The organism is Streptomyces sp. CS113 (genome assembly GCF_002188365.1).
In the GTDB taxonomy this organism is placed as follows: domain Bacteria; phylum Actinomycetota; class Actinomycetes; order Streptomycetales; family Streptomycetaceae; genus Streptomyces; species Streptomyces tendae.
In genome coordinates, this window is record NZ_KZ195574.1 from 47,209 (window position 1) to 73,585 (window position 26,377).

Annotated in this window: 13 protein-coding genes and 2 pseudogenes; 8 read left to right on the top strand and 7 right to left on the bottom strand. The window is 70.0% G+C overall.

Annotated elements, in window-relative coordinates; all coding sequences use genetic code 11:
• From B9W62_RS00090 to B9W62_RS00105, 4 genes are all read right to left on the bottom strand, one after another.
• Positions 1-8,667, bottom strand: coding sequence for a non-ribosomal peptide synthetase (locus B9W62_RS00090; RefSeq protein ID WP_087803945.1), 8,667 nt, complete (start codon positions 8,665-8,667; stop codon positions 1-3).
• A 42-nt stretch (positions 8,668-8,709) separates the two neighbouring features.
• Positions 8,710-9,897 carry an NAD(P)/FAD-dependent oxidoreductase gene (locus B9W62_RS00095; RefSeq protein ID WP_087803947.1) on the bottom strand — a complete coding sequence of 396 codons (1,188 nt, stop codon included), beginning with the start codon at positions 9,895-9,897 and terminating at the stop codon, positions 8,710-8,712.
• 119 nt (positions 9,898-10,016) lie between these two features.
• Positions 10,017-10,655, bottom strand: coding sequence for an LmbU family transcriptional regulator (locus tag B9W62_RS00100; RefSeq protein ID WP_256976125.1), 639 nt, complete (start codon positions 10,653-10,655; stop codon positions 10,017-10,019).
• A gap of 143 nt (positions 10,656-10,798) precedes the next feature.
• A complete protein-coding gene (locus tag B9W62_RS00105; RefSeq protein WP_087803951.1) occupies positions 10,799-11,017 on the bottom strand; it encodes an MbtH family protein in 219 nt (72 codons plus the stop codon).
• A gap of 489 nt (positions 11,018-11,506) precedes the next feature.
• Here B9W62_RS00105 and ccrA point away from each other — a divergent pair, with 489 nt between their 5' ends.
• From ccrA to B9W62_RS00135, 6 genes are all read left to right on the top strand, one after another.
• Positions 11,507-12,889 carry a crotonyl-CoA carboxylase/reductase gene (gene ccrA / locus B9W62_RS00110; protein WP_087803952.1) on the top strand — a complete coding sequence of 461 codons (1,383 nt, stop codon included), beginning with the start codon at positions 11,507-11,509 and terminating at the stop codon, positions 12,887-12,889.
• Between the two features lie 127 nt (positions 12,890-13,016).
• A complete protein-coding gene (locus B9W62_RS00115; protein WP_087803954.1) occupies positions 13,017-13,838 on the top strand; it encodes an ABC transporter ATP-binding protein in 822 nt (273 codons plus the stop codon).
• Positions 13,835-14,596 carry an ABC transporter permease gene (locus B9W62_RS00120; protein ID WP_087803956.1) on the top strand — a complete coding sequence of 254 codons (762 nt, stop codon included), beginning with the start codon at positions 13,835-13,837 and terminating at the stop codon, positions 14,594-14,596. Before B9W62_RS00115 ends, B9W62_RS00120 begins: the two co-directional genes overlap by 4 nt.
• A 79-nt stretch (positions 14,597-14,675) precedes the next feature.
• Positions 14,676-15,500: an SDR family oxidoreductase gene (locus B9W62_RS00125; protein ID WP_087803958.1), complete on the top strand. Its 825-nt coding sequence runs from the start codon at positions 14,676-14,678 to the stop codon at positions 15,498-15,500.
• Positions 15,497-18,205, top strand: coding sequence for a non-ribosomal peptide synthetase (locus B9W62_RS00130; RefSeq protein WP_256976128.1), 2,709 nt, complete (start codon positions 15,497-15,499; stop codon positions 18,203-18,205). The genes B9W62_RS00125 and B9W62_RS00130 overlap by 4 nt, the downstream gene beginning before the upstream one ends.
• A gap of 532 nt (positions 18,206-18,737) precedes the next feature.
• Positions 18,738-19,355: an LmbU family transcriptional regulator gene (locus B9W62_RS00135; RefSeq protein ID WP_256976129.1), complete on the top strand. Its 618-nt coding sequence runs from the start codon at positions 18,738-18,740 to the stop codon at positions 19,353-19,355.
• 1,446 nt (positions 19,356-20,801) lie between these two features.
• On the opposite strand, the pseudogene B9W62_RS00140 reads toward B9W62_RS00135, so the two are convergent.
• Together B9W62_RS00140 and B9W62_RS00145 are read right to left on the bottom strand one after the other, a co-directional pair.
• Positions 20,802-21,215 (bottom strand): annotated as a pseudogene (locus tag B9W62_RS00140) (leucine zipper domain-containing protein); the annotation flags it as partial.
• A gap of 226 nt (positions 21,216-21,441) precedes the next feature.
• Entirely contained in the window at positions 21,442-22,413 is a 972-nt protein-coding gene (locus B9W62_RS00145) for a phosphotransferase family protein (RefSeq protein WP_087803960.1), read from the bottom strand.
• Between the two features lie 467 nt (positions 22,414-22,880).
• Between B9W62_RS00145 and B9W62_RS00155 the strand changes: the two are divergent.
• Positions 22,881-22,988, top strand: a pseudogene (locus B9W62_RS00155) (ATP/GTP-binding protein); the annotation flags it as partial.
• A gap of 196 nt (positions 22,989-23,184) precedes the next feature.
• Here the strand turns inward: B9W62_RS00155 and B9W62_RS00160 are convergent.
• Entirely contained in the window at positions 23,185-23,853 is a 669-nt protein-coding gene (locus B9W62_RS00160) for a peptidase E (protein WP_087803962.1), read from the bottom strand.
• 605 nt (positions 23,854-24,458) lie between these two features.
• Between B9W62_RS00160 and B9W62_RS00165 the strand changes: the two genes are divergently transcribed.
• Complete coding sequence (locus tag B9W62_RS00165; RefSeq protein ID WP_256976130.1) at positions 24,459-26,333, top strand: Na+/H+ antiporter NhaA; 1,875 nt, start codon at positions 24,459-24,461, stop codon at positions 26,331-26,333.
• The last annotated feature ends 44 nt before the right edge of the window (positions 26,334-26,377 follow it).

The window sequence follows — 26,377 nt, forward strand, 5'->3', positions numbered from 1 at the left end:
CTACGCGTTCATCGGTCGCAGCTGAGGGCGCTTCGAGGTGGCCATCTCATCGATCAGGACCGCCAACTGGGCCACGGTCGGGCAGCGGAACACCGTCGTGACCTTCATGTCGACGTTGAACTCCCGACGGATGCGGCCGATCAGCCGGGTGGCGAGCAGCGAATGCCCGCCGCTTTCGAAGAAGTCGACGTCGGTGCCGATCTCCTCCATCCCGAGCAGCTCGGCGAACAGCCCGCACAGGACTTCCTCGTTGTGATTGCGCGGCGTCTGCCCGGTCGCCGCGCCGGCCCGGTCGGGCGCGGGCAGCGCCTTGCGGTCGGCCTTGCCGCTCGAGGTCAGCGGAAGCTCGTCGAGGATCACCAGGTGCCCGGGGACCATGTACTCGGGCAGCCGCTGTTCCAGGTCCGCGCGCAGGTCGCGGACGAGCTGGTCCGGGCTGTGCCACCGGGCGCCCGTGCGGGCCGGCGACGCCCCGGCCGACCGCTCGGTATCGTCCGGCCGGGTGGCGTACACCTGGCTCATCCCGGTGCCTTCGAGTCCCTCGGGGGTCTCCACGACGACCCTGAAGCCCCTGGTCTCCAGCATCTGCCTGATGACCGCGACCCGGTCCTCGACGTCGTGCACTTCCGCCACGACCTGACGGATGATCGGCCAGTGTCCGGGCTCGATGCCGTGCAGGACCGCCAGCTCGCTCTTCTCCGCGTCGATCTTCAGCAGGTCCACGCGGGTGAGCCCGTTGTCCCGGATCACCTGCGACACGGTGCGCAGTTCCACGTCGACCTGGGTGCTCGCCAGCCGGTCGGACAGCATGTCGGTCAGCTGGTCGTCCTCGACGGCCGGTGTGGTGCCGTCGTTGGCGAGTACCCGGCGCAGCGTCTCCTGCTCCGCCGCCTCGTCCGCGTAGCGCCCGGACATCATGGACATCTCGGGGTAGTACGTGAACCGGGCGTGGCCCGGGGCATCCGAGATCCCGCACGTCGTCACGACGGCCGCAAGGCCGTGCAGGTCGGCGTTGAGGCGGTAGAAGTCGGCCGTCTCCGGGATCGGCTCACACGCGTACAGCTTCACGTCACGCGCCACGGATCCGGCCCACAGACCGAACATCCCCACGTGCCCGCCGACATCGACGATGCACGCGCCGTCGTCGACGCTCACGCCACCGCGCGCGTACTCGCGGTGCTCGAAGATCTCGTCGTACAGGTAGGAGATGTTCGACTTGTTGCGGCCTCCCACCGTCATCCCGTTCGGCAGCTCGTGCAGCTCCACCCCGGTCAGCCGTCCGGTGGCGGCCAGCTCGCGCAGCCGCACCACCGCAGGCGCCGCCTCCGGGTCCACCACCACGTAGCCGACCAACTGCTGGTCACCGGTGGTGTCCTGGCGGGCGGCCACCACGGCCTGGGAGACGGCGGGATGGCGGGACAGGGTGTTCTCGATCTCGCCCAGCTCGATGCGGAAGCCGCGGATCTTCACCTGGAGGTCGTTGCGGCCCAGGTATTCGAGCGCGCCGTCCCGGTTCCACCGCACGAGGTCACCCGTGCGGTACATCCGGGCGCCCGGCGCGCCGTGCGGACACGCCACGAACCGGCTCGCGGTCAACGCGGTCCGGCCTGCGTAGTCCCGGGCGAGCCCGGCGCCCGCGAGGTACAGCTCGCCCGCCACTCCCGGCGGGACCATGCGCAGCGCCGGGTCGAGCACATACACCGCGGTGTTGTGGATCGGCTCCCCGATCGGCACCGGACCGGGGGCGTCGGGGACGCATGCGTGGTGGGTGACGTCCACGGCCGCCTCCGTCGGCCCGTACAGGTTGTGCAGCTCGACGCCAGGCAGCGTGCGGGCGAAGGCGTTCGCCGTCTCCCGCGGCAGGGCCTCACCGCTGGCGAACACCCGGCGCAGCTCGCCGGCGCACTGTGCGGCCGCAGGCTCGGCCAGGAACGCCTGCAGCATCGACGGTACGAAGTGGCAGGTGGTCACGTGCTGTTCGCTGATCAGCCGCGCCAGGTAGGCCGGGTCCCGGTGTCCGTCGGGGGCCGCGACCACCAGCGCCGCGCCCTGCTGCAACGGCCAGAAGAACTCCCACACCGAGACGTCGAAGGACGCCGGTGTCTTCTGCAGCACCCGGTCGTCGCCGGTGAGCCCGTACTCGTCCTGCATCCAGCGCAGCCGGTTCATGATCGACCGATGTGATGTCCGCACGCCCTTGGGGCCGCCGGTCGATCCTGAGGTGTGAATCACGTAGGCGGCGTTGTCCGGCGACAGCGCGCGACCCGGGTCCGCCTCCGAGTAGCCGGACACGTCCGGGAGTGTCCGGTCGATCACCAGCAGGGGTGGCGCTGCTTCGTACATGTGCCGCACCCGGTCCTCGGGCAGGTCGGTGCCGACCGGCAGGTACGCCGCGCCCGCCTTGACCACCGCGTGAAGTGCCACCACCAGGTCGACGGAGCGGGGAACCCGTACCGCGACCACCGCCTCGGGCCCCGCGCCGTGTTCGATCAGCCAGTGCGCCAGCCGATTGGCCCGCCGGTCCAGCTCCCGGTAGGTCAGGGTCTCGGTCTCCCCGACCACCGCCGGGCGGTCGGGGGTCCGCCCGGCCTGGGCCGCGAACGCGTCGGACAGGGTGGCCGGCGAGGCGTCGGCCGTGACCGCCGTGACTCTGCCCTCGCCCCGCCGCGTCAGCCATGCGCGCTCGTGGTCCGCGAGGACGTCGATGGCGCCGACGGGTGTCGTCGGGTCGGCGAGCAGTTGCTCGAGCACGCGGCTCAGCCGGGTGGCGACGGCCTCGGCCGCCTCGCGGTCGTACAGGTTCTTCTGATGGTCGATGGACAGGCGCAGGTAGGGGTCCGCCGCGTTGAGGCTGAGCGGATAGTGCGAGCCCGCGAACGGCTGGATGCTGTCGATGGTGAAGCCCGCCGCGGAGTTCGCCTCCGTGATGCCCGCGTGGTCGATCGGGTAGTTCTCGAACGCGATGATCGTGTCGAACAGGGCGGGCATCCCGGTGTCGCGCTGGATGTCGGCCAGACCGTAGTAGTGGTGGTCGAGCAGCGCGGTCTGCCGGGCCTGCAACTCGGTGATCATGTCGGCGACGCTCTGCTCCGGTCGGCAGGACACCCTGATCGGCAGGCTGTTGATGAACAGGCCGATCATCTCGTCCGAGCCCGGCACGTCCGCGGGACGGCCGTTGACGGCCGCGCCGAATGCCACGTCCTGCTGCCCGGTAAGCGTCGAGAGGACCACCGCCCACGCGCCTTGCAGCAGCGTGTTCAGCGTGACGCCCAGCTCCGCGGCGCGTGCGGCGAGCCCGCGTCCCTTGTCGATGGAGAGCGGTACCGCGACCCGGCCGAGGCCGGCCGTAGTGCCCTCGGCCGGTGTTGTCGGGGCGACCAGGGTCGGTTCGTCGAAGCCGGCCAGCTCCGCCGTCCACCGGGCGGCCGTCGCCTCCCGGTCCTGTGCGCGCAGCCAGCTCAGGTATCCGGCGTAGCTGGGGACGGGGCGCAGACCGCTCGACCCGGTGTACAGCCGGCTCAGTTCCGCGATGACCAGCGGAGACGACCAGCCATCGAACAGCGTGTGGTGCGCCGTGACGACGAGTGTGGAACGCTCGGGCCCCTGGGTGATCAGTGCCAGGCGCATCAGCGGCGGCCGGGCGGGGTCGAACTGGTCGGTGCGGTCCTCGGCGAGCAGCCGACGCAGCAGTTCCTCCCGTTCGGCCCCGCCGTGGCCGGACGCGTCGATGTGCCGCCACGGCAGGTCGACGTGTTCGGCGACGACCTGCACGGGATCGCCGCTCGCGGCGGTGACGAACGCCGAGCGCAGGTTCGGGTACCGGTCGAGCAGTGCCTGCCCCGCCCTGCGCATCCGCGCCGGTTCCACGGGCCCGGACAGTTGCATGACGAACTGCATGTGGTAGACGTCGAAGCTGCCCTCGGCAACCGCCGCCTGGAACTGGATTCCGGCTTGTGCCGGGGTGACCGGCCAGACCTCGGTCAGCTTTCCGTACCGGGTTTCCCAGCTCTCGATCTCGTCCTGCCCCACCGTGACCAGCGGGGTGTCCGACGGGGTCAGCCCGCCGATGTCAGGGCCGGCGGCGTAGGCCGCCATCCCGGACAGCGCCCGGACCCACAGCTCGGCCAGCTCCGCGGTCCGCTCACGGGTCAGCACCCCGGTGGGGAAGGCGAAAACCGCCTGGAGCCGGGTGCCGTCGGGACCGTCCGTGGCGACGGCGTTGACTTCGAGCGCGGACAGCACGGGCAGGTCCGGGTCCGGTTGCGGGACCAGCGCCGCGGACCATGCCGGCGACGGCCCCCATCCCGCGGCTCGCAGGTGTTCCGGCACGTCGGTGTCCGAGATCCGGCCGAGGTAGTTGAAGCCGAGCTGGGGCGGCCGGTGCTCCGCGAGCGGGGCCGCCGTCTCGGGGTTCAGGTAGCGCAGCAGCCCGAACCCCATGCCCTTGTCGGGGATGGCGCGCAGTTGCTCCTTGACGAGCTTGATCGCCTTCCCGGCCGAGGGGCCGCCGGCGAACGCGTCGGCCAGGTCCACCCCGCGCACGTCGACCCGGGCCGGATACATGCTGGTGAACCACCCGACGGTCCGTGAGAGGTCCGCCCCGGGGACGCTGTCCTCCTCACGTCCGTGGCCCTCCAACCGGACCAGGGTCGGGCGGTCCCGGCCGTGCCAGCGCTCCAGGGCCACGGCGAGAGCCGCGAGCAGCACATCGGTCCCGGTGCCGTGGAAGGCCGCGGGGAGCTTGGTCAGCACCGCTTCCGTGACCTCGGCGGGCAGTTCCACCGGGATGCTGTCGACCGTGGACATCAGGTCCACCTCCGGGTCGAACGCCCGGGCGCCCAGCGCGGGTTCCGGCTCGGCGAGCAGGCCGTGCCAGAACGGCAGCTCCGCCGCCGCCTCGGGGCCGAGGGCTCTGCTGCGCAGCGCCGACGCCCATCGGCGGGCCGAAGTGCCCACCGCGGGCAGTTCCGGCGTCCGGCCGGAGCCGACCTGCTGCCATGCCTCGGCGAGGTCGGACATGAGGATGCGCCAGGAGACACCGTCCACGACCAGGTGGTGCAGCACCACAAGCAGGCGGCCGGCACCCGCCTTCGGCGCGAACCAGACGAAGGCGGCCATGATCCCGGCTTCCGGGTCGAGCCGTCCGGTCGCGTCGTCGAGCGCCGCCTTCGCCGCGGCCAGGGTGGCCGGCTCCTCCCACCGCCCGTCGCAGGGCACCCGACGGATCAGTTCCTCGGCGCGGACGCTGCCCGGCGCGGACACCACGAGGGACGGCTCGTCGCCGCCGGCCAGCCGCGCCCGCAGGAGGTCGTGCCGGTCGAGCACCGCGTCCAGCGTGGCGGCCAGTGTGCCGCTGTGGATGCCGGACGGTAGCTCCAGCACCATCGACATGGCGTAGCGACTGGTCACGCCGCCGCGCTCGAACACCTGTCGTGCCACCGGCGGAAGCGGCATCGGGCCGATGCCGCCGGCCTCGTCCTCCGCGAGCGCGGGCGGCTGGTCACCGCGGGCCGCGGCCACCTCGGCCAGCCGGGCCGCCGTCCGGTGCTCGAATATCTCCCGTGTGGTGACGACCAGGCCACGGGCCCGCGCCCGGGCCACCACCTGAATCGACCGGAGGCTGTCTCCGCCAACCGCGAAGAAGTCGTCGTCGACGCCGACCCGTTCCACCCCGAGGACGTCGGCGTACGCCGTCGCGACGATCGTCTCGTTCTCCGTGGACGGCGCCCGGTATGCCTCGCCCACGAACTCCGGTTCCGGCAGCGCGGAGCGGTCCACCTTGCCGGTCGGTCCCAGCGGCAGTCGGCCGAGGACGACGAACGCGGACGGCACCATGTAGTCGGGCAGTCGCGCCGCGACGAACGTGCGCAGCTCGGCGGCCGACACACCGAATTGCAGGTCCACGGCGCCGATGCCGCCGGCGCCGTCGTCACCGACGGCTCCCTCGCCGATCTGCACCACGTACGCGACGAGCCGCCGCACTCCGTTCGGCTCCTGCCTGGCGACCACCACGGCCTGGGAGATCCCGGGATGCAGCTCGCACACCGCCTCGACCTCGGCCGGTTCGATGCGGAAGCCGCGGATCTTGGTCTGCGCGTCGGCCCGGCCGACGCACTCCAGCTGACCCTGCTTGTTCCACCGGGCCAGGTCACCGGTGCGGTACATCCGCTCGCCGGGCGGACCGAACGGGCTCGCGACGTACCGCTGGGCGGTCATCGCCGCACGGTCGTGGTATCCGCGCCCCAGGCAGGTGCCCACCACGTAAAGCTCGCCCACCACGCCCCGCGGCACCGGGGCCAGCTCGGGGCCCAGCACGTAGGCACGCATGTTCCCCAGGGGGGTGCCGATCGGCGCGACGTCTCCCTCGCCCCACTCCTCGGTCGCCGGCAGGGAGAACATGGTGGCGTAGAAGCTCTCGCTCTGTCCGTAGGAGTTGACGATCCGCGCCGCGGGCAGGCACTGCCGCGTCTGGCGCACCTGCCCGGCCGACAGCACGTCACCCGCGAAGACCACCGTGTGCACGTGGGGCGACGTGTCCAGGTGATCGACGAGTTCGCCGAGCACCGACGGGACGCCGCTGATCACGTGGCCGTCCCAGGCGCCGCGCTCGGCGAGCGCCAGCGCGTTCGGCACCAGCTCGACGGTGCCGCCGTTGAACAGGGTGGACAGCAGCTCGAAGACCGAGACGTCGAAGTTGACGGAGGTGCCGGCCAGCATCTTCCAGCCGGGCGGAGCGTCGATGCCACGCACCAGTTCGAGCACCCCGTTGACGACGTTGCGGTGGGTGATCGCCGCGCCCTTCGGCGCGCCGGTGGAACCGGAGGTGTACATCACGTACGCCAGGTTGTCCGGGGCCGGGCGAGGGATCGGGTCCGTGGCGCCCGGCGCCCCGTCGGGCGAGCCCCATTCGGCGCGGTCGTCGAGGTCGACGACCGTGATCTCGTCGTGCCCCGCCAGGACCCGCCGGGTCGCCCCGTCGGTGACCGCGAACCGCACGGTCGCCTGCGACAGCACCCGTTCCGCCCGAGCACCGAGGTACTGCGGGTCCAGCGGCAGATAGGCGGCACCCGACTTCAGGATTCCGAGCAGTGCGGCGACCAGGTCCTCGGTGCGGGGCAACGCCAGGGCCACCAGGTCCTCCGGTCCCGCACCGCGCCGGATCAGCTCCCGGGCGATGCCGTCGGCCCGGTCGGCGAGTTCCCGGTAGGTCAGGGTCCGGTCGTCGCACACGACCGCCGGCGCGTCCGGGGTCCTGGCCACCTGGTTCTCGAACATCTCCGGGATGGTCAGCTCGGACACCGTTGTGGCGGTGATGTCCAACGGAGCGAGCAGGCGCGCCCGTTCGGCCGCATCGAGAACGTCGACGCCGCCGATCCGGCGGCCCGGGCCGGCCACGAGCTGTGCCAGCACCCGGACGAACCGGCTCGCGATGCCCTCGACCGTCTCCCGGTCGAACAGGTCGGTGCTGTACTCCACCCGGCAACCCGCCCCGCCGGCGCCGTCCGGGACCATGTTGAAGAACAGGTCGAACTTGGCCGTCCCGGTCTCCAGCGTCAGGTACTCCACCTCGACCCCGGCGAAGTCCAGCCGGCCCGGGGCCTCCTGCCAGGCGAACATGACCTGGAAGAACGGGTGGTAGGCGGTGGACCGGTCCGGATTGAGCAGTTCGACCAGACGCTCGAAGGGAATGTCCTGGTTGTCGTAGGCGCCGAGCGCGCGTTCCCGTACACGCCCGAGCAACTCGGCGTAGGTGGGGTTGCCGGACAGGTCGACGCGCAGCACCCAGGTGTTGACGAAGAAGCCGACGAGGTCGCGCAGTCCCTCGTCGGTGCGGCCCGCGATCGGTGCGCCGATCGGCACGTCGTCGCCGCACCCGAGGTGGTGCAGGAGCACCGCCAGCGCCGCGTGCATCGCCATCGACACCGTGGTGTCGTGCTCCGCCGCCAGCTTCTCCACGGCGGCGAGCAGGTCGCGGCCGACGGAGAACTCGACCAGGCCGCCACGTGGGCTCATCGCCCTCGGCCGCGGGCGGTCCGTCGGCAGGGCCATCGGCTGCACCGTGTCCGCCAGCGCCTCGCGCCAGTACGCCAGCTGCCTGGCCGCCAGGCTGTCCGGGTCGGAGTCGTCGCCGAGGACGTCCCGCTGCCAGAGGGTGTAGTCCGCGTACTGCACCGGCAGCGGCTCCCAATGCGGTGCGCTGCCCTGCCGACGCGCCGCGTAGGCCGTGGTGAGGTCGCGCAGGAGCGGCCCGAAGGACTCGCCGTCCAGGGCGATGTGGTGCACGACCAGCACCAGGGTGTACTCGCCCGGCCCGGACCCGATCAGCGTCGCGCGGATCGGCGCGTCGGTGGCCAGGTCGAAGACCGCGGTGGCGGCCTTGTCGATCTCCGCCGCCCGCCGCTGCGGCGAGGTGTCGACGACCGACAGCCTGAACGGTTCGATGGCGGACGACCGCACCTGCTGGTAGGGGACACCGTCGCCGTCCTCGATGATCACCGTACGGAGTACCTCGTGCCGGTCGACGACGTCGCACAGCGCGGACTCCAGCGCGCTCACGCTCAGCTCACCGGTCAGCCGCAGACCGAGCGCGCCGTTGTAGGTCGGTGACGGGCCCTCGAACCGGTCCACGAACCAGAGCCGACGCTGCGCGAACGACAACGGGATCATGCTGTCTCCAAATCGGCAGAACCATCAGGAATGCGGCGATACTCAGACCTGGTCGAGTACGGCCAGAAGTTCGGCGTTGTAGAAGTCGTCGAAGGAGCACGCGCCGGACACCGTCGAGAAGTACCGGTCGATCAGTTCCTGGTGGCCGACCAGGTGCCGCAGCATCTCCGTGCGCCCCTCCGGTTTCAGCTCGGCCACGTTGAGCACGCCCTTGTACAGGTTGAGGAAACCGGCGTTCAGCCCACTCTCGTAACGCTTCAGCGCCACCCTGAGCGCGGCCTCGTCGTGCAGTCCGTCCCCGATGTACTCGACGAGCGACTGCGCCTGCTCGAAGGCGTCGGTGATGCCGCGCGCCGTGATGGAGTCCTTGTGGTGCACCGCGTCACCGACCAGCACCCAACCGGGCCCGTGGGCCTCGCGGAAGAAGTTCTCCTGGTGCCCCGTGCCGTACAGCTGCTCCTCCCGCGTGCCCGCCGACATGCGTTCGTACAGCTCGGGCGCCGTGCTGCGGACGGCCTCCAAGTAGGCGGGTTCCACCGCGGTGCGGACGCCCGCGTACTCGCGCTGCGGGAAGTAGGTCATGATCAGCGTCAGGTCGTCGTTGGTGGGAACGGCGGCGACCCAGCGACCCGGGCGGTCGAACAGCTCGAAGTGCGCGGGGACACCGGACCAGTAGCTGTAGTAGGTGCACGTCATCCGCGGGTCCTCGATGACGTTGCGCGCACCGACCTCGCGAGCCACCAGGGACCGCATGCCGTCCGCGCCGACGACCAGCCGCGCCCGGTCCGTCGTCTCGGCGCCGGCGGGCGTCCGGTACCGCACACCGACGACCCGGTCGTTCTCGAAGACCAGGCCGGTGACGGTGCAGGACTCCCGGAACTCCACGCCGGCCGCCACAGCGGCACGCGCGAGGATCGGGTCCAGCACGAACCGCCGCGGCGCATAGGTCGTCCGGTAGCCGTCGACCGCCAGGGAGAAGCCGTCCAGCCGGACGTCGGGGCCCCGGTAACTCTCCCGGTTGATCCCGGGGCAGCCGGCTTCGACGAGGTCGTCGAGGATCCCCCACCGGCCGAGCAGTGCCACGCCCGGCTGATGGATGTAGTGCGAGGAAAGCTTGTCCCGTGGGAATTGCGCCTTCTCGAGGAGCAGGACGCGATAACCCTGCCGGGCCAGCAACATGGCCGTCGGTGAACCCGCACAACGGGCACCGATGACAATCGCGTCGTACATGGCGTTCCTCCTGCGCGGTTACCTGTTGGCTCGAGCCCGGCCGAAGCCGGAAGGTCATGGTGATTGCGTTGATCGCGGCACCGTGCCGACCGGTGGCATGGGCGCGGGCGGCAGGAGCTTCAGGAAACGCGCCGGTCCGCGGAGTCGAGGATCTGGGTGACCCACTTCTCCAGCGGGAGGCCGTGCGCGGCGGCGACCTTCGAGTACTTGTCGAGCTGGCCGGTGGACAGCTCGATGGTGAGCGTGGCGACCTTTTCCTGACGTGAGTCGGCGCCCGCCGGCTCGGCCATCCGGCCGGCTCGCCGCTCGCCGGAACGGGCCGTCGCGGCATCGGGCGTTTCGCGTTGTTCGGCCAGGCTTGCGCGGACCGCCCTGCGGAGTTCGTTGCGCGACCATTTGTGCTGCTGCGCCTTCCGCAGCCAGTAGTCCTGCTCCGGCGGCGACAGCCGGGCCACCTCGGCGTGGTGCGCGAAGCTGAGATCGGCCCGGCGACGGTGGTACTCGAAGCGTCGGGCCACCCAGGCGTAGTTGCGCAGGGTCTGGTAGTCGAGCCCGGTCCGGTCGATCGCCTCCCGGTACCGCCGGCAACTGTAGGCGGCCTCTCCGAAGATCAACCAGTCGGCGAGCCACCATGCCGACGAATTGGTCAGCTCGCGCAGACCACTCCCGATCCGCTCCCAGGACTGCTCCGAGATGTCCTGGGAGAAGACCATCCCGGCCTTGCGCACGGTCGCTTGTCTGCCCAGAAAGGGCAGCACCGTGTTCTCCTGGGCGGGTCTGCCACCTACACCCACCGGCTCCATCTGGTATCGGCTCGCGGTTCTCAACGACGCCCTCCACAGCCTAATCTCCCGATCAAGGACCTTCCCGGCGGTCCGCCCTCCCGCAACCGGCGGGAATCTCAGTCGGCCGCCGCCATGGCCCTCCGCAGGCTCGCCGGACGCATATCGGTCCAGTTCTGCTCGACATACTCCAGGCATTCGGCCCTGCCCGCTTCGCCGAATACCACCCGCCAACCCTCGGGAACGTCGGCGAATACCGGCCAGAGGGAATGCTGGTCCTCGTCGTTGACAACGACGTAGAAACGGCCTTCCTCATCATCGAAAGGGTTCGTGCTCAACTGCCACCGTCCTTCACCGTAACGAAAAGCGGGATCGATGCTCCAGGTCCGGGCCTGCCCCGGAATCAATGCTCCTGGGCTGGTCCGGTAACGGCCCGAACCCGGAGCAATGTCCGACCGGCGGTGTCCTGTCGACAGGACACCGGTGAGATCCGCAGCGCCCCCTGGAGAGGCGAAGCAACCATAGAATTACGCTCGTTGACACCGCAAGGGCTGCGAGATCAGCGGTCACTTCGTCAGCGGAGGACATTTCTTGGACTGGCGTCCTGTGTAATCATGGCCGCACTCTCGACCCGAGTCGGGTTCGACCGTATCCGGCTTGGACCGGACTTCGAACATGGCGATCATGAAGCACGTCCGGCGGTCTGGTCGGATGACCCACCAGGGCCTGATCACGAGTTATGGCGACGTCGGATAATTCGCAATAACCGGACACAGTCGCACAGCGGTGATAGCGCTTGCGGCGCGACGAGGGCAAAGGAATTCTTCATGGACGGACTGGCCGAAGCCGTACTCGCGGGCGCCTCGCCCGAAAAACTGGCCCAGGAGGAGCTGCCGGGCGAATACTTGGCCTCGTACCTGCACCAAGAGGACGTAGGCATGTTCGCCGGCGTCGAGGACAAGGACGTGCGTCGCTCGCTGCGCGTCGGCCGGGTGCCGATGCCGGAACTGGCGCCGGACGAGGCCCTGGTGGCGGTCATGGCCAGCTCCATCAACTACAACACGGTCTGGTCGGCCATGTTCGAACCGCTGCCCACCTTCGGCTTCCTGCGCCGCTTCGCCCGTCAGGGCGGCTTCGCCACCCGGCACGACCAGCCCTACCACGTGCTCGGCTCCGACGCCGCGGGCGTGGTGGTCCGGGTCGGCTCGGGCGTGCGGCACGTGCGGATCGGCGATCACGTGGTCGTCGGGACGGCGTACGCGGACGACCAGGACGCGGCGACGCACGCCGACTCGATGCTCAGCGGCGAGACGCGCGCTTGGGGTTACGAAACCAACTTCGGCGGCCTGGCCCACTACGCGGTGGTACGCGTGAACCAGCTGATACCCAAGCCCACACACCTGACGTGGGAGGAGGCCGCGTCGGTGCCGCTGTGCGGCGGCACCGCGTACCGGATGCTGGTCAGCGGTCGGGGCGCGCCCTTCAAGCAGGGCGACATCGTGCTGATCTGGGGCGCGAGCGGAGGCCTCGGCTCCTACGCGGTGCAGCTGGTGAAGAACGGTGGCGGCGTGCCGGTCGGCGTGGTCAGCTCCGACGAGAAGGCGGATCTGGTACGCCGACTGGGCTGCGACGTGGTCATCAACCGCACCGAGATCGGCCTGGACGTTCCTCCCGAGAGTCCCGAACAGACCGTCGAGATGGGCAAGCGGCTCGGCCGGCGGATCAGGGCCGAGGTGGGCGAGGACCCTCATGTGGCGTTCGACTACGTCGGCGCGGCCACCTTCGGGATCTCGGTGTTCGCGGTGCGCCGGGGCGGCTCCGTCGTCACCTGCGGTTCCAGCAGCGGGTACCAGCACTCCTACGACAACCGCTACCTGTGGATGAACCTCAAGCGGATCATCGGCAGCCACGGCGCCAGCCTCCAGGAGCAGACGGAGTGCAACCGACTGGTGCAGCTCGGCATGCTGATGCCGGCGCTGTCCACCGCGTATCCCCTGGACGAGGTCGGCGAGGCCGTCCGGCTGGTGCAGAAGAACCAGCACACGGGAAAGGTCGGTGTCCTCTGCATGGCCCCGAAGAGCGGGCTCGGCGTCACCGACTCGGCGTTGCGCGAGCGGATCGGCGTGGACCGGATCACCCCGCTCCTGGATTCCTCCGCGGCGACACCGGCGTCGGGCCGGCCCCTGGCGGCCGAGAGCCCGGTCGGCTGAGGCGCGAGCCCCCTTGGGCCACCCGGTCCGCGCGGCGACCGGGTGGGCCCGGCGGCCCCGGACGTCGCCGGTGGTGGTGACAGAGGTGTGACAGCGACGTGACAGACCCGACGGCGACGGTGAGCCCATGAAGGAATCAGCAACAGTGGTGCCGGAACCCGCCACTCGGCAGCCGGCGATTCAGGTGCACAACATAGAGAAGTCCTACAAGCAACTGCATGTCCTGCGCGGCGTCGACTTCGAGGTCAGCCCCGGCAGCGTGTTCGCCCTCCTCGGTTCGAACGGAGCGGGCAAGACCACCCTCATCAAGATCCTGTCCACTCTGCTGAGGGCCGACGCCGGCACGGCGATCGTCAACGGGTTCGACGTGCGGACAGACCCCCTGCGGGTCCGGGAATCCATCAGCCTCACCGGGCAGTTCGCCGCGGTCGACGAGATCCTGTCCGGCCGGGAGAACCTGATCCTGGTCGCCGGCCTGCGGCACATCCGGCAGCCCGGCCAGGTGGCGGACGAACTCCTGGAACGCTTCAACCTGACCGACGCGGGTTCGCGACGGGTGGCGACGTACTCGGGAGGCATGCGACGCCGCCTGGACATTGCCATGAGCCTGATCGGGCAGCCGGAGGTGATCTTCCTCGACGAGCCGACCACCGGTCTCGACCCGAAGGCGCGCCTGGACGTGTGGAAGGTCGTCTCGGAACTGACCGCCGCGGGGACCACCGTGTTGCTCACCACGCAGTACCTCGAGGAGGCCGAGTATCTCGCGGATCGCATCGCCATTCTCCATCAGGGACGCATCATCGCGAACGGCACTCTCGCCGAGCTGAAGGAGCTGCTCCCGCCGGCGACCGTCGAGTACGTCAAAAAGCAGCCGAGCCTCGAAGAGATCTTCCTCGCGCTCGTAGGAGAAGACACCAGCGGCGAGACGACGAGCGGAGCCCGACCGTGAGCACACATTTCCTGGGAGACGCCCGCGTCCTCCTCGGCCGCTCCATGCGGCACATCGTCCGCAGCGCGGACACGATCGTGACGACCGCCATCACTCCGGTCGCCATCATGCTTCTCATGGTCTACGTGCTGGGCGGGGCCATCGAAACCGGCTCCGACAACTACGTCAACTACATGCTGCCCGGCGTGCTCCTCATCGCGATCGCGACCGGTGTCGCCTACACCGCCGCCAGGCTCTTCACGGACATGAAGAGCGGAATCTTCGAACGGTTCCACTCCATGCCGATCGCGCGTTCGGCCGTGCTGTGGGCCCATGTCCTGACCTCACTCGTCGCCAACGGGCTCTCGGTGCTGATCATCGTGCTGGTGGGTCTGCTGGTCGGGTTCCGCACCTCGGCGGGGGTGCCGGCCTGGCTCGCCGTCATCGGAATCCTCGGCCTGTTCACCCTGGCCCTGACCTGGCTCGCCGTCATCGCCGGTCTGACGGCGAAGTCGGTGGAGGGCTCCGCCGGTTTCTCCTTCCCCTTGATCTTCCTGCCGTTCATCAGCTCGGCTTTCGTCCCCACCAGCACCATGCCGAGCGGCGTGCGCGCCTTCGCCGAGAACCAGCCCGTCACATCGATCGTCAACACGATCCAGGACCTGTTCGCCCAGCGGCCGGTGGACTCCGACATCTGGGTCGCTCTCGCCTGGTGCGTAGGCATCCTCGTGCTCACCTACGTCCTGGCGATGGCCATCTACCGGCGCAAGATCAGCTGACGTGTCCGACGGCCGCGTCCGATCGTGCCGATCAGGCGCGGCCCAGACCTTCTCACCCGAGCGATCACAGGAGTCGAACGTGCGGCTTAGCGGCAAAACCGCCATCATCACCGGTGCGGCCCGGGGCATTGGCCGGGCCTGCGCGGTCGCGTTCGCGCGGGAGGGCGCCGGCCTGGTGCTGGTCGATCTCGCCGCCGACCTGCCGGATGTCCCCTACTCGCTCGGCTCGGCCAGCCAGCTCGCGTACACCGCCGACCTGTGCCACAAGGGTGGCGCGATCGTGCTGACCGCCCAGGCCGACATCCGCGAACCGGACGACGTGACCGCGGTGGCCGAACTGGCGATGGAGCGGTTCGGCGGGATCGACATCCTGGTGAACAACGCCGGGATAGCTGCACCGTCGGGAAAACCGGCCCACGAGATAACCGAGGACGAGTGGCAGTTGATGATAGACATCGACCTCTCCGGTGCCTGGCGGATGACGAGATCCGTCGCGACCGCGATGACCAGCAGGCGTTCCGGCAGCATCATCAACGTGTCGTCCACGGCCGGCCTCGTGGGGTACCGCCATTTCGCCGGATACGTGGTGGCCAAGCACGGCCTGATCGGGCTGACCAGGGCCACCGCTCTTGACTACGCCCCCATGCACGTGCGGGTCAACGCGGTGTGTCCGGGATCGGTGCGGGACACGGCATGGGTGGAGGGGCGAATGCTCTCCGAGATCGCCAAGGCTCTCGACGTCCCGGTCGGCGAGCACGAGCCCACGTTCCTCGAGGCGCAGCCGATGAACGCGCTCATCGAACCGGAGGACGTCGCTGCCGCGGCGGTCTTCCTCGCCTCGGACGAGTCACGCCAGATCACTGGTTCCGTGATGTCCGTCGACGGCGGGTTCACGGCCCGATGAGCGCGGCCGACCCGACGTGGATCCACGCCGGCAGCTTCCCCCTCACCGGCACCGCCGCCCCGGAGGTGCTGGCCGCGAGGTACGCGGCGATCGTCCGGCGGCACGACGGCCTCGACGCGCCGGAGACACTGTGGATCGATCGCGTGCCGGCCGACGCGAGGCACCGCAGGCTGGCCGCGGAGCTCGCCCTGCCGGTGCCCCAGGGGCTGCGGGCGGCCCTCCTGGTCTCGGACGACGGGTGCGACCTGGTGCTCGCGGCGGATCGGGCGGTCGCCGGCCGGCGTGATCTCGACCTGCTCGCCTCGGCCGTGTCCGAAGGCGCCGGTCCGGAACCGGACTTCGGCCGCCGCCCGGCCGTGCGCCCCGCCACCACCGAGCCGGACTGGGGTCTGGGCGGGACGGCCGGGGGGACCGGGGCGTTCGAACTTGGCCCATGGGCCGCGGATGCCGATCCGGCCACCTGGCTGGCCGCACTCGCCATCGTCCAGGCCCGCTACCGGGACGACAACGCCATGGCCGCCGTGCTCGACACCGGGGCCGTCCAGGTGGCTCGTCCGGTCGAAGGACCCATCACCGTCAAGGAGTTGGTGGACCGGTTCCGGTCGCCGACGGCTCCGACGGCTCCGACGGCTCCGACGGACAAGCCGGTCTCGGTGGGACTCGTGATCGCCACCGACCCGCCGGCGGCGGGCGCGTACCGCCCCTGGCTCTCGCCCCCCTTCCCGCTCACCGTCGGGGTGGGACGGGCGCGGCTGGTCTACGAGCACGGGGCGGGCATCAGCGCGCAGATGGCGGCCCAGTTCGTGCGGCACCTCGCCCAGGCGCACCAGCAGGTCGTCGCGTCACCCCGGCTCCGGGCCAACGACGTCGACCCGTTCGGCGAAGCCGAACAGAGCCATGCCCTCGCGCCGCGCGATCTCGCCGTTCAGAGCGCCGTCGACAGCGCGGTGCGCATCGAGGACGCCTTCGCGGCCCGGGTTGCCGAGCAGCCGGACGCGGTCGCGCTGTGCTACCAGCAGGAGCGGGTCACCTACCGGCAGTTGGACGCCGCCTCCGCTTCCCTGGCCGAGGGGCTGCGGCGGATCGGTGTCCGCGCGGGCGACCGGGTCGGAATCTGCCTCGAACGGTCGACGGCCCTGGTGACGACCATGCTCGCGATACTCAAAGCGGGCTGTGCCTTCGTTCCGATGGACCCGTCCTATCCGGCCGAGCGCCTCTCCTACGTCGCCACGGACGCCGGACTTGACGTGGTCGTCACCACGCACGACGAGTTCCCCGAGAAGGCGGGGCTCCGGCTCGTGCACCCGGACGAGCTGGCCGAGCAGGGCGGTGAGGCGGCGCACCACGATCCTGCGACCGCACCCACTGACCCCGCCTACCTCATCTACACGTCCGGTTCCACCGGGCGTCCCAAGGGAGTCGTGGTCCCGCACACCAATGTCATCGCACTGCTCAGCGCCACCCGGGACGACCTGGGCCTCGATCGCGCCGACGTGTGGACCCTGTTCCACTCCAGTGCCTTCGATTTCTCGGTGTGGGAGATCTGGGGCTGCCTGCTCACCGGAGGGCGGCTCGTCGTGGTGCCCTTCTGGGCGTCACGTTCACCGGCGGAGTTCCACGATCTCCTCGTCGACGAGAAGGTGACCGTACTCAACCAGACACCGTCGGCCTTCTCCCAACTGCTCGCGGTGGACCGGGCTCGGGAGCGATCACTGGCGGTCCGGCTCGTGGTCTTCGGAGGAGAGCCGCTGGACTCCAGGATGCTGCTGCCGTGGTTCGACCGGTATCCAGAGACCCGCTGCCGTGTGGTCAACATGTTCGGGATAACCGAGACCACGGTGCACGTCACGGCCGAGACGGTGACGCGCGGCTCGGCGCTCGCCGGATCGCGTTCCGTGGGGCGGGCGCTGCCCGGCTGGCAGGTATACGTTCTGGGCCCCGACGGGACGCGGCTGCCGCCCGGGGTACGGGGCGAGATCCACGTCGGCGGTGTCGGGCTGGCGCTCGGCTACCTCAACCGGCCGGAACTCCAGGCGGAACGGTTCATCGACAACCCGTTCGGCAGCGGGCGGCTCTACCGCAGCGGGGACGAGGGCCGCTTCCATCCGGACGGCCGGCTCGAACACCTCGGCCGGATCGACAGCCAGGTGAAGGTCCGGGGCTACCGGATCGAGCTGGACGAGATCCGGACGGTGCTGCTGGAGGACCGAGCGGTGGTCGCGGCGGCCGTGGTGCTCCGCGGCGGCGACGCCGCCACTGTGGGCATCGACGCCTATGTCGTGCTCGACGGCTCGTCGGCCGCGGAGGTCCGCGGACGAGCCGCTCGGATCCTGCCCGGCTACATGGTCCCGACCAGCGTGACCGCTGTCCCGAGCATTCCCCTGACCACGAACGGCAAGCTCGACGTGTCGCGGCTCCCGGCGCCGGCCGTGCCGCTCGCGGCACACGACGCCGGGGATGTCGAGGACTCCGACGACGACCTCGTCCGAGAGTTGCAGAAGGTGTGGAGCACCGTCCTCGGCGTCCAGGTGGGCCCGGACGACGACTTCTTCGACCTGGGGGGAAACTCCTTGCTCGCGGTCCGCATCGCTGCCGGAACGAGCCGGCTCCCGCTTCCGAGGACGTCCATCCGGATGCTCTATCACCACCGCACCATCCGCCGACTGGCCTCGGCCGCCCGTGCGGCGGCGTCGAAGCAGGACTGAGCCCGCACCGCCCACGGCGCCGGGATCACCAGGGCGAGGCGGTGTGCAGCCGTGGCAAGGATGGAGCGGGACGGGGCGCCGACGTGCCCAGAAGCGGCGGTGAGCAAGGAACGGCAGGACCACGGGACTACAAGGTGATCAGTCGGAAGACACCGGGCGACCGCCTTGTAGTGCCTTGCCTGTTCGTGACCGCCTGAATCCCCATGGAGCATGAAAAACCGCATCACCAACCGGAGTTGGAACCTCCCGGCACTCTTGCCACTTCGATGTCCGCTGGGTTTGACTGTATCTGGCCAGTCGATCTCGGTCCGTCAACGGGGTGGCGCGACGATCGACCGAATAATCCTGGCCGGCACAGCTCGCCACTTGTTCATTCTTCGGTTCCAGCTGAGGTGACATGGGGGAAAGCATGAGCATGAGCGAAGCGCATTCGAGCCGATCGGTTTCCCACAGTCGGTCGACGTCTCCCACTCACAGAGAGAACAGACGTCTGAACCGCGAATCTCCACGAGTCAGCGGTGAAGTACTGACCATGCGCGTCGGTTTACAGATCCCCGTGGGACTGAGTTTCGAGACCTGGGAACGGGCCGGATCCCAGCTGGCCGGAATCGTCGACTCGTCCGCGTGGTGGCTCGGGGATTGGCTCGTGTACGGAAAGGACAACTACGCCGACCGGTACCAGTTGGGAATCCGTGCGGCCGGACTGAAATATCAGACGCTGCGCAACTACGCGTGGGTTTCCCGGCGCTTCAAGCTCGTCCGGCGGCGCCATCGGCTGACCTTCCAGCACCACGCCGAGGTCGCTTCACTGCCGCAGGAGGAGCAGGAACACTGGCTGGACCGGGCCGAGAAGATGGGCTGGACCACGAAACAGTTACGCAACTCGATCCAGCAGACGCGGGACAGCGACTGCCAGAAGATGCATGCCCGCTCCACAGCACGTCGCCTCGCGGTACCGGACAACCATTTCCAGTGGTGGCACAAGGCCGCGGAGCGATCGGGAATCGACCTGGAGAAGTGGGTGCTGATCACCCTGGACCAGGCGGCCGAGCAGATCCTGGCGGAGGAGACCAGCCTGAGCGCAAACGACGAGCCGAACTCTCCTGGTCCGACGCCGTCCGGGCTACGCGCGCGCCCGGCGTCTCTTTGATGTGGATCACGGGCCGGCGTGACGACCGGACGACTGCTGTGCCCGCTTCGTTCAGGCCCTTCCGTCGGGCCCGCTGCACAGCGTCATGTGGCTGCTACAGCTGCTGACCTGGCGCTGCTGGAGTCGCCCGTACGCCGGTCAGCCGACTGACTCCGGCCTGGACTCGGCCGACCGGCTCGCCGATCAACCGGTTGTCCACGGCACGCCGAACGCTTCCCAATCTCGACAGCACTTCACCCCGCCGTTGTGCGACGGGGCGAAGTGCTGTCGGGGGACGATCTGGGTGCCGACAGACGGCTTGTCGCTGAGCGGGGCGTTGCTACGGATGAGGTCGATCGCGGCGCCGACGAGTTGGTGCTGCGGGCTCGTCCTGCCGAGTGCGGCAGCCCTCTCGACGGCGCTCCTGGACCGTGACCGCATCCCGGGTCAGCCCGGCCGAGTACCCACCGGGCCTCGACCCGGCACGACCCTCAACCCGCCTGGTGGCCGAAAGCCTTCCTACGTGAGGGCCGAGATCGACGCCCCCACGTGCCGTGCGGGTCAGATATTCGGCGCCATTCGGCCCAGTTGCTGTCGCCGGCGATGTAGACGACCCAGCGGTGCGAGCCGATGGCGTTGTTCACCGTGGCACCGCTGGAGAAGAGCTGGAATTCTTGCGTCGTGTCCCTGTTGAGGATCGACGAGGCTCAATTGGTGACTGATGCCTGATAATTCCCTATACGGTCACCCCAGTTGAAGCGCCAGCCTGCGTACCTTCCGAGCAACCCCGTGCAGTTGGTGCCGCCACAGGCGTACATATGGCCGGGCGTCGCACCGCGCCACGCATCGTCGCAGTCCGCGGCGGCGTGCGCGGTAGAGATTCTTCCTGTGTCCAGCCGGTCACGGATTTGCGGGGAGGGGGTGCAAGTCGGCTTCAGAGGCTATGCACCGGGCAAGGACAGAGAGTCTCATCTACCGGTAGTCGGTGCATTCCTCGGCTTGGTCGCGTGCCGCCTTGTCTCGGTATCCTGCGTCCAGGACACGCGCGGTTTTCCCGAGGGATGCCCGTTGGACGCACTCGGCCTCCGTCACGCCGAGGGCGGATTCAGATCGCAGGGCCAGCCACTCGGTCATCCCGTGAATCAGGCTCTCTCTCGCGACGGATGGCGTCGAGGCTCTGGAATGGTCGGCCGGCTGCTTTCACGCAACGGGACCATGCCGCCACGGTGCTGGTCAGACGTTCCTCCTGGAGGATGCGCGGAACGTACGCAGGCGTCGACGAGGTTACGTTCTTTCTGGCGCGAAACCATGTTGCGTAGTCGCCGCAGAGTTGCTTCCTGGTCTGGACGTAGTAGCCGTCGCGCGAGGTCTCGACGACTACCGGCCCCTGCTGCCGGCCCGGGCCCACGGCACCGCAACCGCCCCCGGCTCGCCCACACCGCGGAGGGCCCGTCAGCCGCTCGGGAGGACCAGTTCGCCGGGTCGGGCGCGTTCGTAGCGGCGGACGGGCTCGCCGGTGGCCCGGTCCAGGGCGGCCAGTGGCGGCAGGCCATGCCGGACCGGGATGCGGTGGGCGGTCGAAGCGGCGATGCCGCATCGGACGGCCAGCAGCAGCGTCCCGATCCGGTGCGCGCGTCGCGGCCGGACAACTTGCTCCTCGACGGCAGCCGCGGTCCTACGGAGCTGGTGGTGTGGGCGGCTGGAGCGGTCGCTCGTTCCGATGACGCCGAGCTGCCGGTAGCGGCGGGCCCAGCGGCAGGCGGTGGTGTGGCTGGCCTGGAAACGCTCGGCCGCCCGTCGCACGGCCCATCCGTCCTCAACGACACAGCGGGCCAGGCGGAGTCTCCCGGTCTCGGTCAGCGGGGCATTACGGTGGACCACGAGGGCCTCCTGAACTCGGTGGAGATGTCGCAATCCACACCGAAGCCGGAGGCCCTCACCCATTTCAAGAACCCAGCACGCGTGTCACGTTCACAAACGCCTTTGCCCACACGCTCGCGCGTCGTGCGGCGTTGCCGTCCGGTGCCATGTCCCCAAGGCCTGCTCGCTTCCCGCTTGGTTGAGCGGGGAAGGGTGAGTGCGAGGCTGTGCCCCGGACCGTCTTGGATCAGCCCAGCGCGTCCATCAGGGAGGTGACATAGGTATCCAGCCGCTCCTCCACGGCTCGTGTCGTCAACTCGGTCCGTCCCGCCTCTCGCCACGGCCGCGCCGCCCACTGCACTTCTTCCGAGAACGCCAGTGGCTCCCGCACCTGCCAGTACAGCCGCTCGTCCACGGCCGCAGCCAGCCTCCCGCCGGCCTCCTGGTACGCCTCGGTGAAACGCAGGCCCCACTCCGGGCCGTGCAGCAGCGCGAGATTGGTGCAACAGTGCGCCACGTCGAGGTCCGCCGGACCCCAGGAGGCCGCCGCCCAGTCGACGACGCCGGTGATGCCAACCTCGCCGGCCCCCTCCGAGGTCTCGGGCGGCAGGTGAAACAGCACGTTGGCGGGCTGGAAGTCCCGGTGCAGGAAGCGCCCTTCGTAGCGCGGCGCGGGCTTGCGGATTACGTCGATGGCGGCGGACCAGACCGCGGCGTCGGCGCCCTCGGGTGGCACGACCGTGTCGGCGGTCGTCAGTGCCACGTACTCCCGGGGCCGGTCGGCCGGCCGCACCGAGTGGACCGCCACGAGTTGACGGGCCAGCAGGGGCAGGCGCGTCTCCAGCCCCTCGTCGTCGAGGACCGTCCGGCCCGGCATGTGCGTCATGAGGAGCGAGGGGTACTCGCAGTGCGCGGCGGTCGGGTCGACGGCGACAAGTCCGGGAGCCGGCACGCCGGTGCCGGTGAGCGTGGTCAGGGCGTCGGCCTCCCTGAGCAGAAGGTCCTCGGCCGGCCCCTGCCGAGTCGGGCCGACGAAGGAGCGCAGTACCAGGTGCCGGGTGCTTTCGTCCCGCGTGCCGATGGTCAGCCTCCGCATCTCGGCGGTGGCGCCGCCGTGCAGCGTTTCGGCTCCGACGATCCTCTCGCCGACCTCTAGGTGTCGGTGCACCCAGGCCAGTGTCAACGGTCGGACGGTCGCCGTCTCATCGTGGTTGGTCACCGTGCCACCTCATCATGCGGACGGCGGCACGCACGAGCCCTTCGCCAAGCCGACCCGGCGCCTGCCCGCCTGGCGGCCCGGACGGGAAAGTGCAGAGATGCGCACTGGCACCGGCGCACCCCGGGCGGCATCCTGTCCCCCGCGCGGACCAACCGGCTGTTGCGGCACGGTAGTTGTTTTTACTGTCCGGTTCTCCTGCATGCCAGGGCAGGTATGACGTTGTGTGGAGCACGTGATCATCGACAGCAACCAGGACGGCTTACCTGCCGTCGCGGGCAAGGCCTGCCGCGTGCCGGAAGCGGGCACGGTGGCGGCGGAGTTCACCGACCGGGGACGGCACCGCTCGTGCAACGCCGCTGGGTCGAGGCCGCGGTGGCCGTTCGGTTCGAGCAGCTGAAGCCGGTGGCGGCCTTCCCGGTGGTCCCCGAGCGCAGGTGGGGGCCGGGCTGGTGGTGGTCGGCCACCACGTCACCACCCGTATGACCACCGCGCAGATCACGACCGCCGTCTGCCACACCTACACCGCGGCCGGAGTCCAGCTGGCGATGATCGACGAGATCCACCGGCTCAACCCCGCAGCTCCAGCGGAGCGGGCCGCAACACCGTGAAGGTGTCGGCGTGAACGCGACCGAACGCCGAGGCGTGGAGGCTCCGACGGCTGCGGAGCGGCCGAGTGCGGAGAAGAAGGGAGGGACATCCAGCGTGCGGCGGGATCGGCCGCCGTCGTCCAGGCACCGGGTCGGCGGGCGTCGGCGGCTCGATCGGGCCGGGTCACGGGTGGAAGCGCCACCGGCCTTCGGAAACGACATCCGGCTTGCCGTCCCTGACACGCACCGCCGTCTCGTCGTCGATGAAGTAGATCGGAAAGTCCGCCCGCGCGGTGATCCGATCAGCCCAGGCGTCGTCCCGCTCGGGGAAGTCCGGCGAGTACAGGTGGGGCTTGAGGTACCAGTCGAAGAGACCGAACGGCGGCTCGACGCTCGTCGCACCGAGTACGTGGAGGTCCGCGGCGTCCCCGATGACGTCGGCGGAGTGTCCGGTGAGATTGCGGCTGAAGATCATCGAGCCGGCGCTCACCCCCACGTAGACACGGCTCTCCAGCGCCTCCAGGAAGCCGTCGGCCAGGCCGTTGCCGGTGATGCTGCGCGCGAGGTGATAATGGTTGCCGCCTTCGACGTAGACGACGTCGGCGTGGAGCAACCGGTCGAGCACCATCTGCTGCGGCAGGCCGTTCAGCTCGAGGATGTCGAACTCCCGCCAGCCGAGGCCGTGCAGGCGGTTCATGTCCGCGACGACCCACCCGTGGTCCCCGGAGTCCGCGACGGATGCCGTAGGAACGAACACGACGTTCGCCGATCCGAACGGTTTGCCCAGCATGTCCCGCAGCGCATCGCGCAGTGTCTCGTTGCGCAGGCCACTCGCCGTCAACAGGAAGTTCATCGGCCGAGCCAAGCACGGCTGACGGGCGGCACGCAAACCGGCCCCGGGCCGGGCCGACTCGGCCCCGCCCGTCATGGCCGAGGCGTCCCGACAGGGGGTGACCCGGCGGCCGATCCGGATGGCTGCCCCATCGCGTCCGCGCTCCCCCGGCGGGCACCGTCGAGGCACGGAGCGGACGGCCGCGCCTTCGGTCCCGGCCCGGAGAGCAGGCCGCTGTCCGCTCGTCGCGGCGGTGAGGGCAATCGGGCCGGTACTGATCCCGTCGGCGGGCCGGAGGAGGCGCGTGGCCGCGACGGCGGGTCACCGTGCGCGTCGGCGTCCCCCTGCCCGCGGGTGAGTCCGCTCTGTCGGACGCCGATCCGCTGAGCTCCACCAACGGCTGGGGCCCCGTCGAACGGGACCAGAGCGTGGGCGAGCTCGACGCCGGCGACGGCAATCCGATCACATGGCGCGCCGCTCGGGTCGCCCTTGCCCTCGCCCTCGCCCTCGCCCCGAGCAGGAAGTCGCACGGTCGGACCGTTCCGGTTGGTGCCACTCAGCGGTCTTCCGCGCCAGGCGGGAGAGGGCTCCGGGCGAATGGGGCCCGAGCAGTGATAATCGGCGTCGTGAGTGGTCAGGAAGCCGAGGAGGCGACGCCGAGTCTCTCTGCTCGGAGCACGGCGCGATGGCGGACCTTCGTACGGACCGAGACGAGCAGCGCGGTGTTCCTGCTGGCCGCGGTCGCTGCCGCGCTGGTCTGGGCCAACGTGGGTCCGCACTCCTACGAGGCGGTGTGGCAGGCCAGGTTCACCGTGGGATTCGACACGCGCCATCTTTCTCTCACCGTGCACGAGTGGATCAACTCGGGGCTGATGAGCCTCTTCTTCTTCGTGGTGGGCCTGGAGGCGCGGCGGGACTTCGACATGGGAGAGCTGCGCGACCGCCGCTGGCTGCTGCTCAGCACGATCGCCGGTCTGGGCAGCATGATCGTCCCGGCCCTGATCTTCGTCGCTGTCAACGCGGGGCGGGAATCGGTGCACGGCTGGGGCACCGCCATGTCCACCGACACCGCGTTCGCGCTGGGCGTCCTGGCGGTGTTCGGGTCCCGGCTGCCCGCGTCGTTGCGCGCCTTCCTGCTCTCGGTCTCCGTCGTCGACGATCTGGTCGCACTGCTGGTGATCGCCGTCTTCTACAGCGCCGAGATCCGTCTGCCCGCCCTGGTGGTCGCCGTCTGCACGCTGCTGGCGATCGCCCTGCTGCGCCTGGCCGGCGTCCGCAGGGCCCTGTACTGCGCGGTGCTGTCGGTGGTGGTGTGGGTGGCGCTGTACGAGGCCGGGGTGGACCCGGTCGTCGCGGGTCTGGCCGTGGGCGCCCTGGTCGCTGCCTACCCCGCGCCTCGCGGCGATCTGGAGCAGGCGAGCCGGCTGTTCCGGCTCTTTCGCGAGCAGCCGACGCCCGAGCTGCACCGCAGCGCCGTCCAGGGGCTGGATGCGGCGATCTCGCCGAACGAGCGGCTGGAGCAGCGGTTCCTGCCGTGGGTGAGTTTCGGCATCGTCCCGCTGTTCGCCCTGGCCAACGCCGGTATCGAACTCTCCGGCTCCGCCCTCGCCGACGCCTTCGCCTCGCCCATCACCCTGGGCATCGTCTTCGGCTGCGTGGTGGGCAAGGTGATCGGGACGGTCGGGTCCATGGCGGCCGCGCGCCTGCTCTCGGGCGGGCGGCTGCGGCCGAACGTGGGCTGGGGATCGGTGACCGTCGGCGGCGCGATCGCCGGGTCGGCGTTCACCGTGTCGTTGCTCATCGCGTCCCTGGCGTTCGACGGTGAGGAACTCGAAGAGGCGCGGATCGGCATCCTGGTCACGCTGCTCGGCGCGTTCCTGACCAGTTGGACGGTGACCGCGGTGATCGGTCTGCTGCCGGACAGACGCAGGGCGCGGGCGCTGCTGGGCGACGTCGACCCGCTGACGGACCTGGCCGTGCCCGTCGACAGGCGGCACGACCGCATCCGCGGGCCCGAGAGCGCGGTGGTGACGGTGGTGGAGTACGGGGACTTCGAGTGTCCGTACTGTGGACAGGCCGAACCCGTGGTGCGGGACCTCCTCGGCCAGGAGAGCGACGTCCGCTATGTGTGGCGGCACTTGCCGCTGCGGGACGTTCATCCCAGGGCCCAACTGGCCGCGGAGGCGTCCGAGGCGGCTGCCCGGCAGGGCCGCTTCTGGGAGATGCACGACCTGCTGCTGGAACGGCAGGACGCCCTCGCCGCGCCGGACCTGCTGCGCTACGCCGGTGAGCTCGGTCTGGACGTCGAGCGATTCCGGCAGGACCTCGGGGACCATCTCGGTGCCCGGCGGGTGGCGGAGGACGTCGACTCGGCGGATCTGAGCAGGGTGTCCGGGACGCCCACGTTCTTCATCAACGGACGCCGCCATCACGGCGCCTATGACATCGCCGCGCTCACCCGGGCGGTGGAGCTGGCCCGGCAGCGCGCGCTGACCGGGTGACCCGGTGCGGGCCGGGTGGGTCGGCCCCGGGACGCCGGACGCCG

Excerpts from the sequence above, each read along its gene's own strand:
- B9W62_RS00115 (WP_087803954.1), top strand. The coding sequence starts at position 13,017 with ATGAAGGAATCAGCAACAGTGGTGCCGGAACCCGCCACTCGGCAGCCG.
- B9W62_RS00135 (WP_256976129.1), top strand. The coding sequence starts at position 18,738 with ATGCGCGTCGGTTTACAGATCCCCGTGGGACTGAGTTTCGAGACCTGG.
- B9W62_RS00130 (WP_256976128.1), top strand. The coding sequence starts at position 15,497 with ATGAGCGCGGCCGACCCGACGTGGATCCACGCCGGCAGCTTCCCCCTC.
- B9W62_RS00090 (WP_087803945.1), bottom strand. The coding sequence starts at position 8,667 with ATGATCCCGTTGTCGTTCGCGCAGCGTCGGCTCTGGTTCGTGGACCGG.
- ccrA (WP_087803952.1), top strand. The coding sequence starts at position 11,507 with ATGGACGGACTGGCCGAAGCCGTACTCGCGGGCGCCTCGCCCGAAAAA.
- B9W62_RS00160 (WP_087803962.1), bottom strand. The coding sequence starts at position 23,853 with ATGAACTTCCTGTTGACGGCGAGTGGCCTGCGCAACGAGACACTGCGC.
- B9W62_RS00095 (WP_087803947.1), bottom strand. The coding sequence starts at position 9,897 with ATGTACGACGCGATTGTCATCGGTGCCCGTTGTGCGGGTTCACCGACG.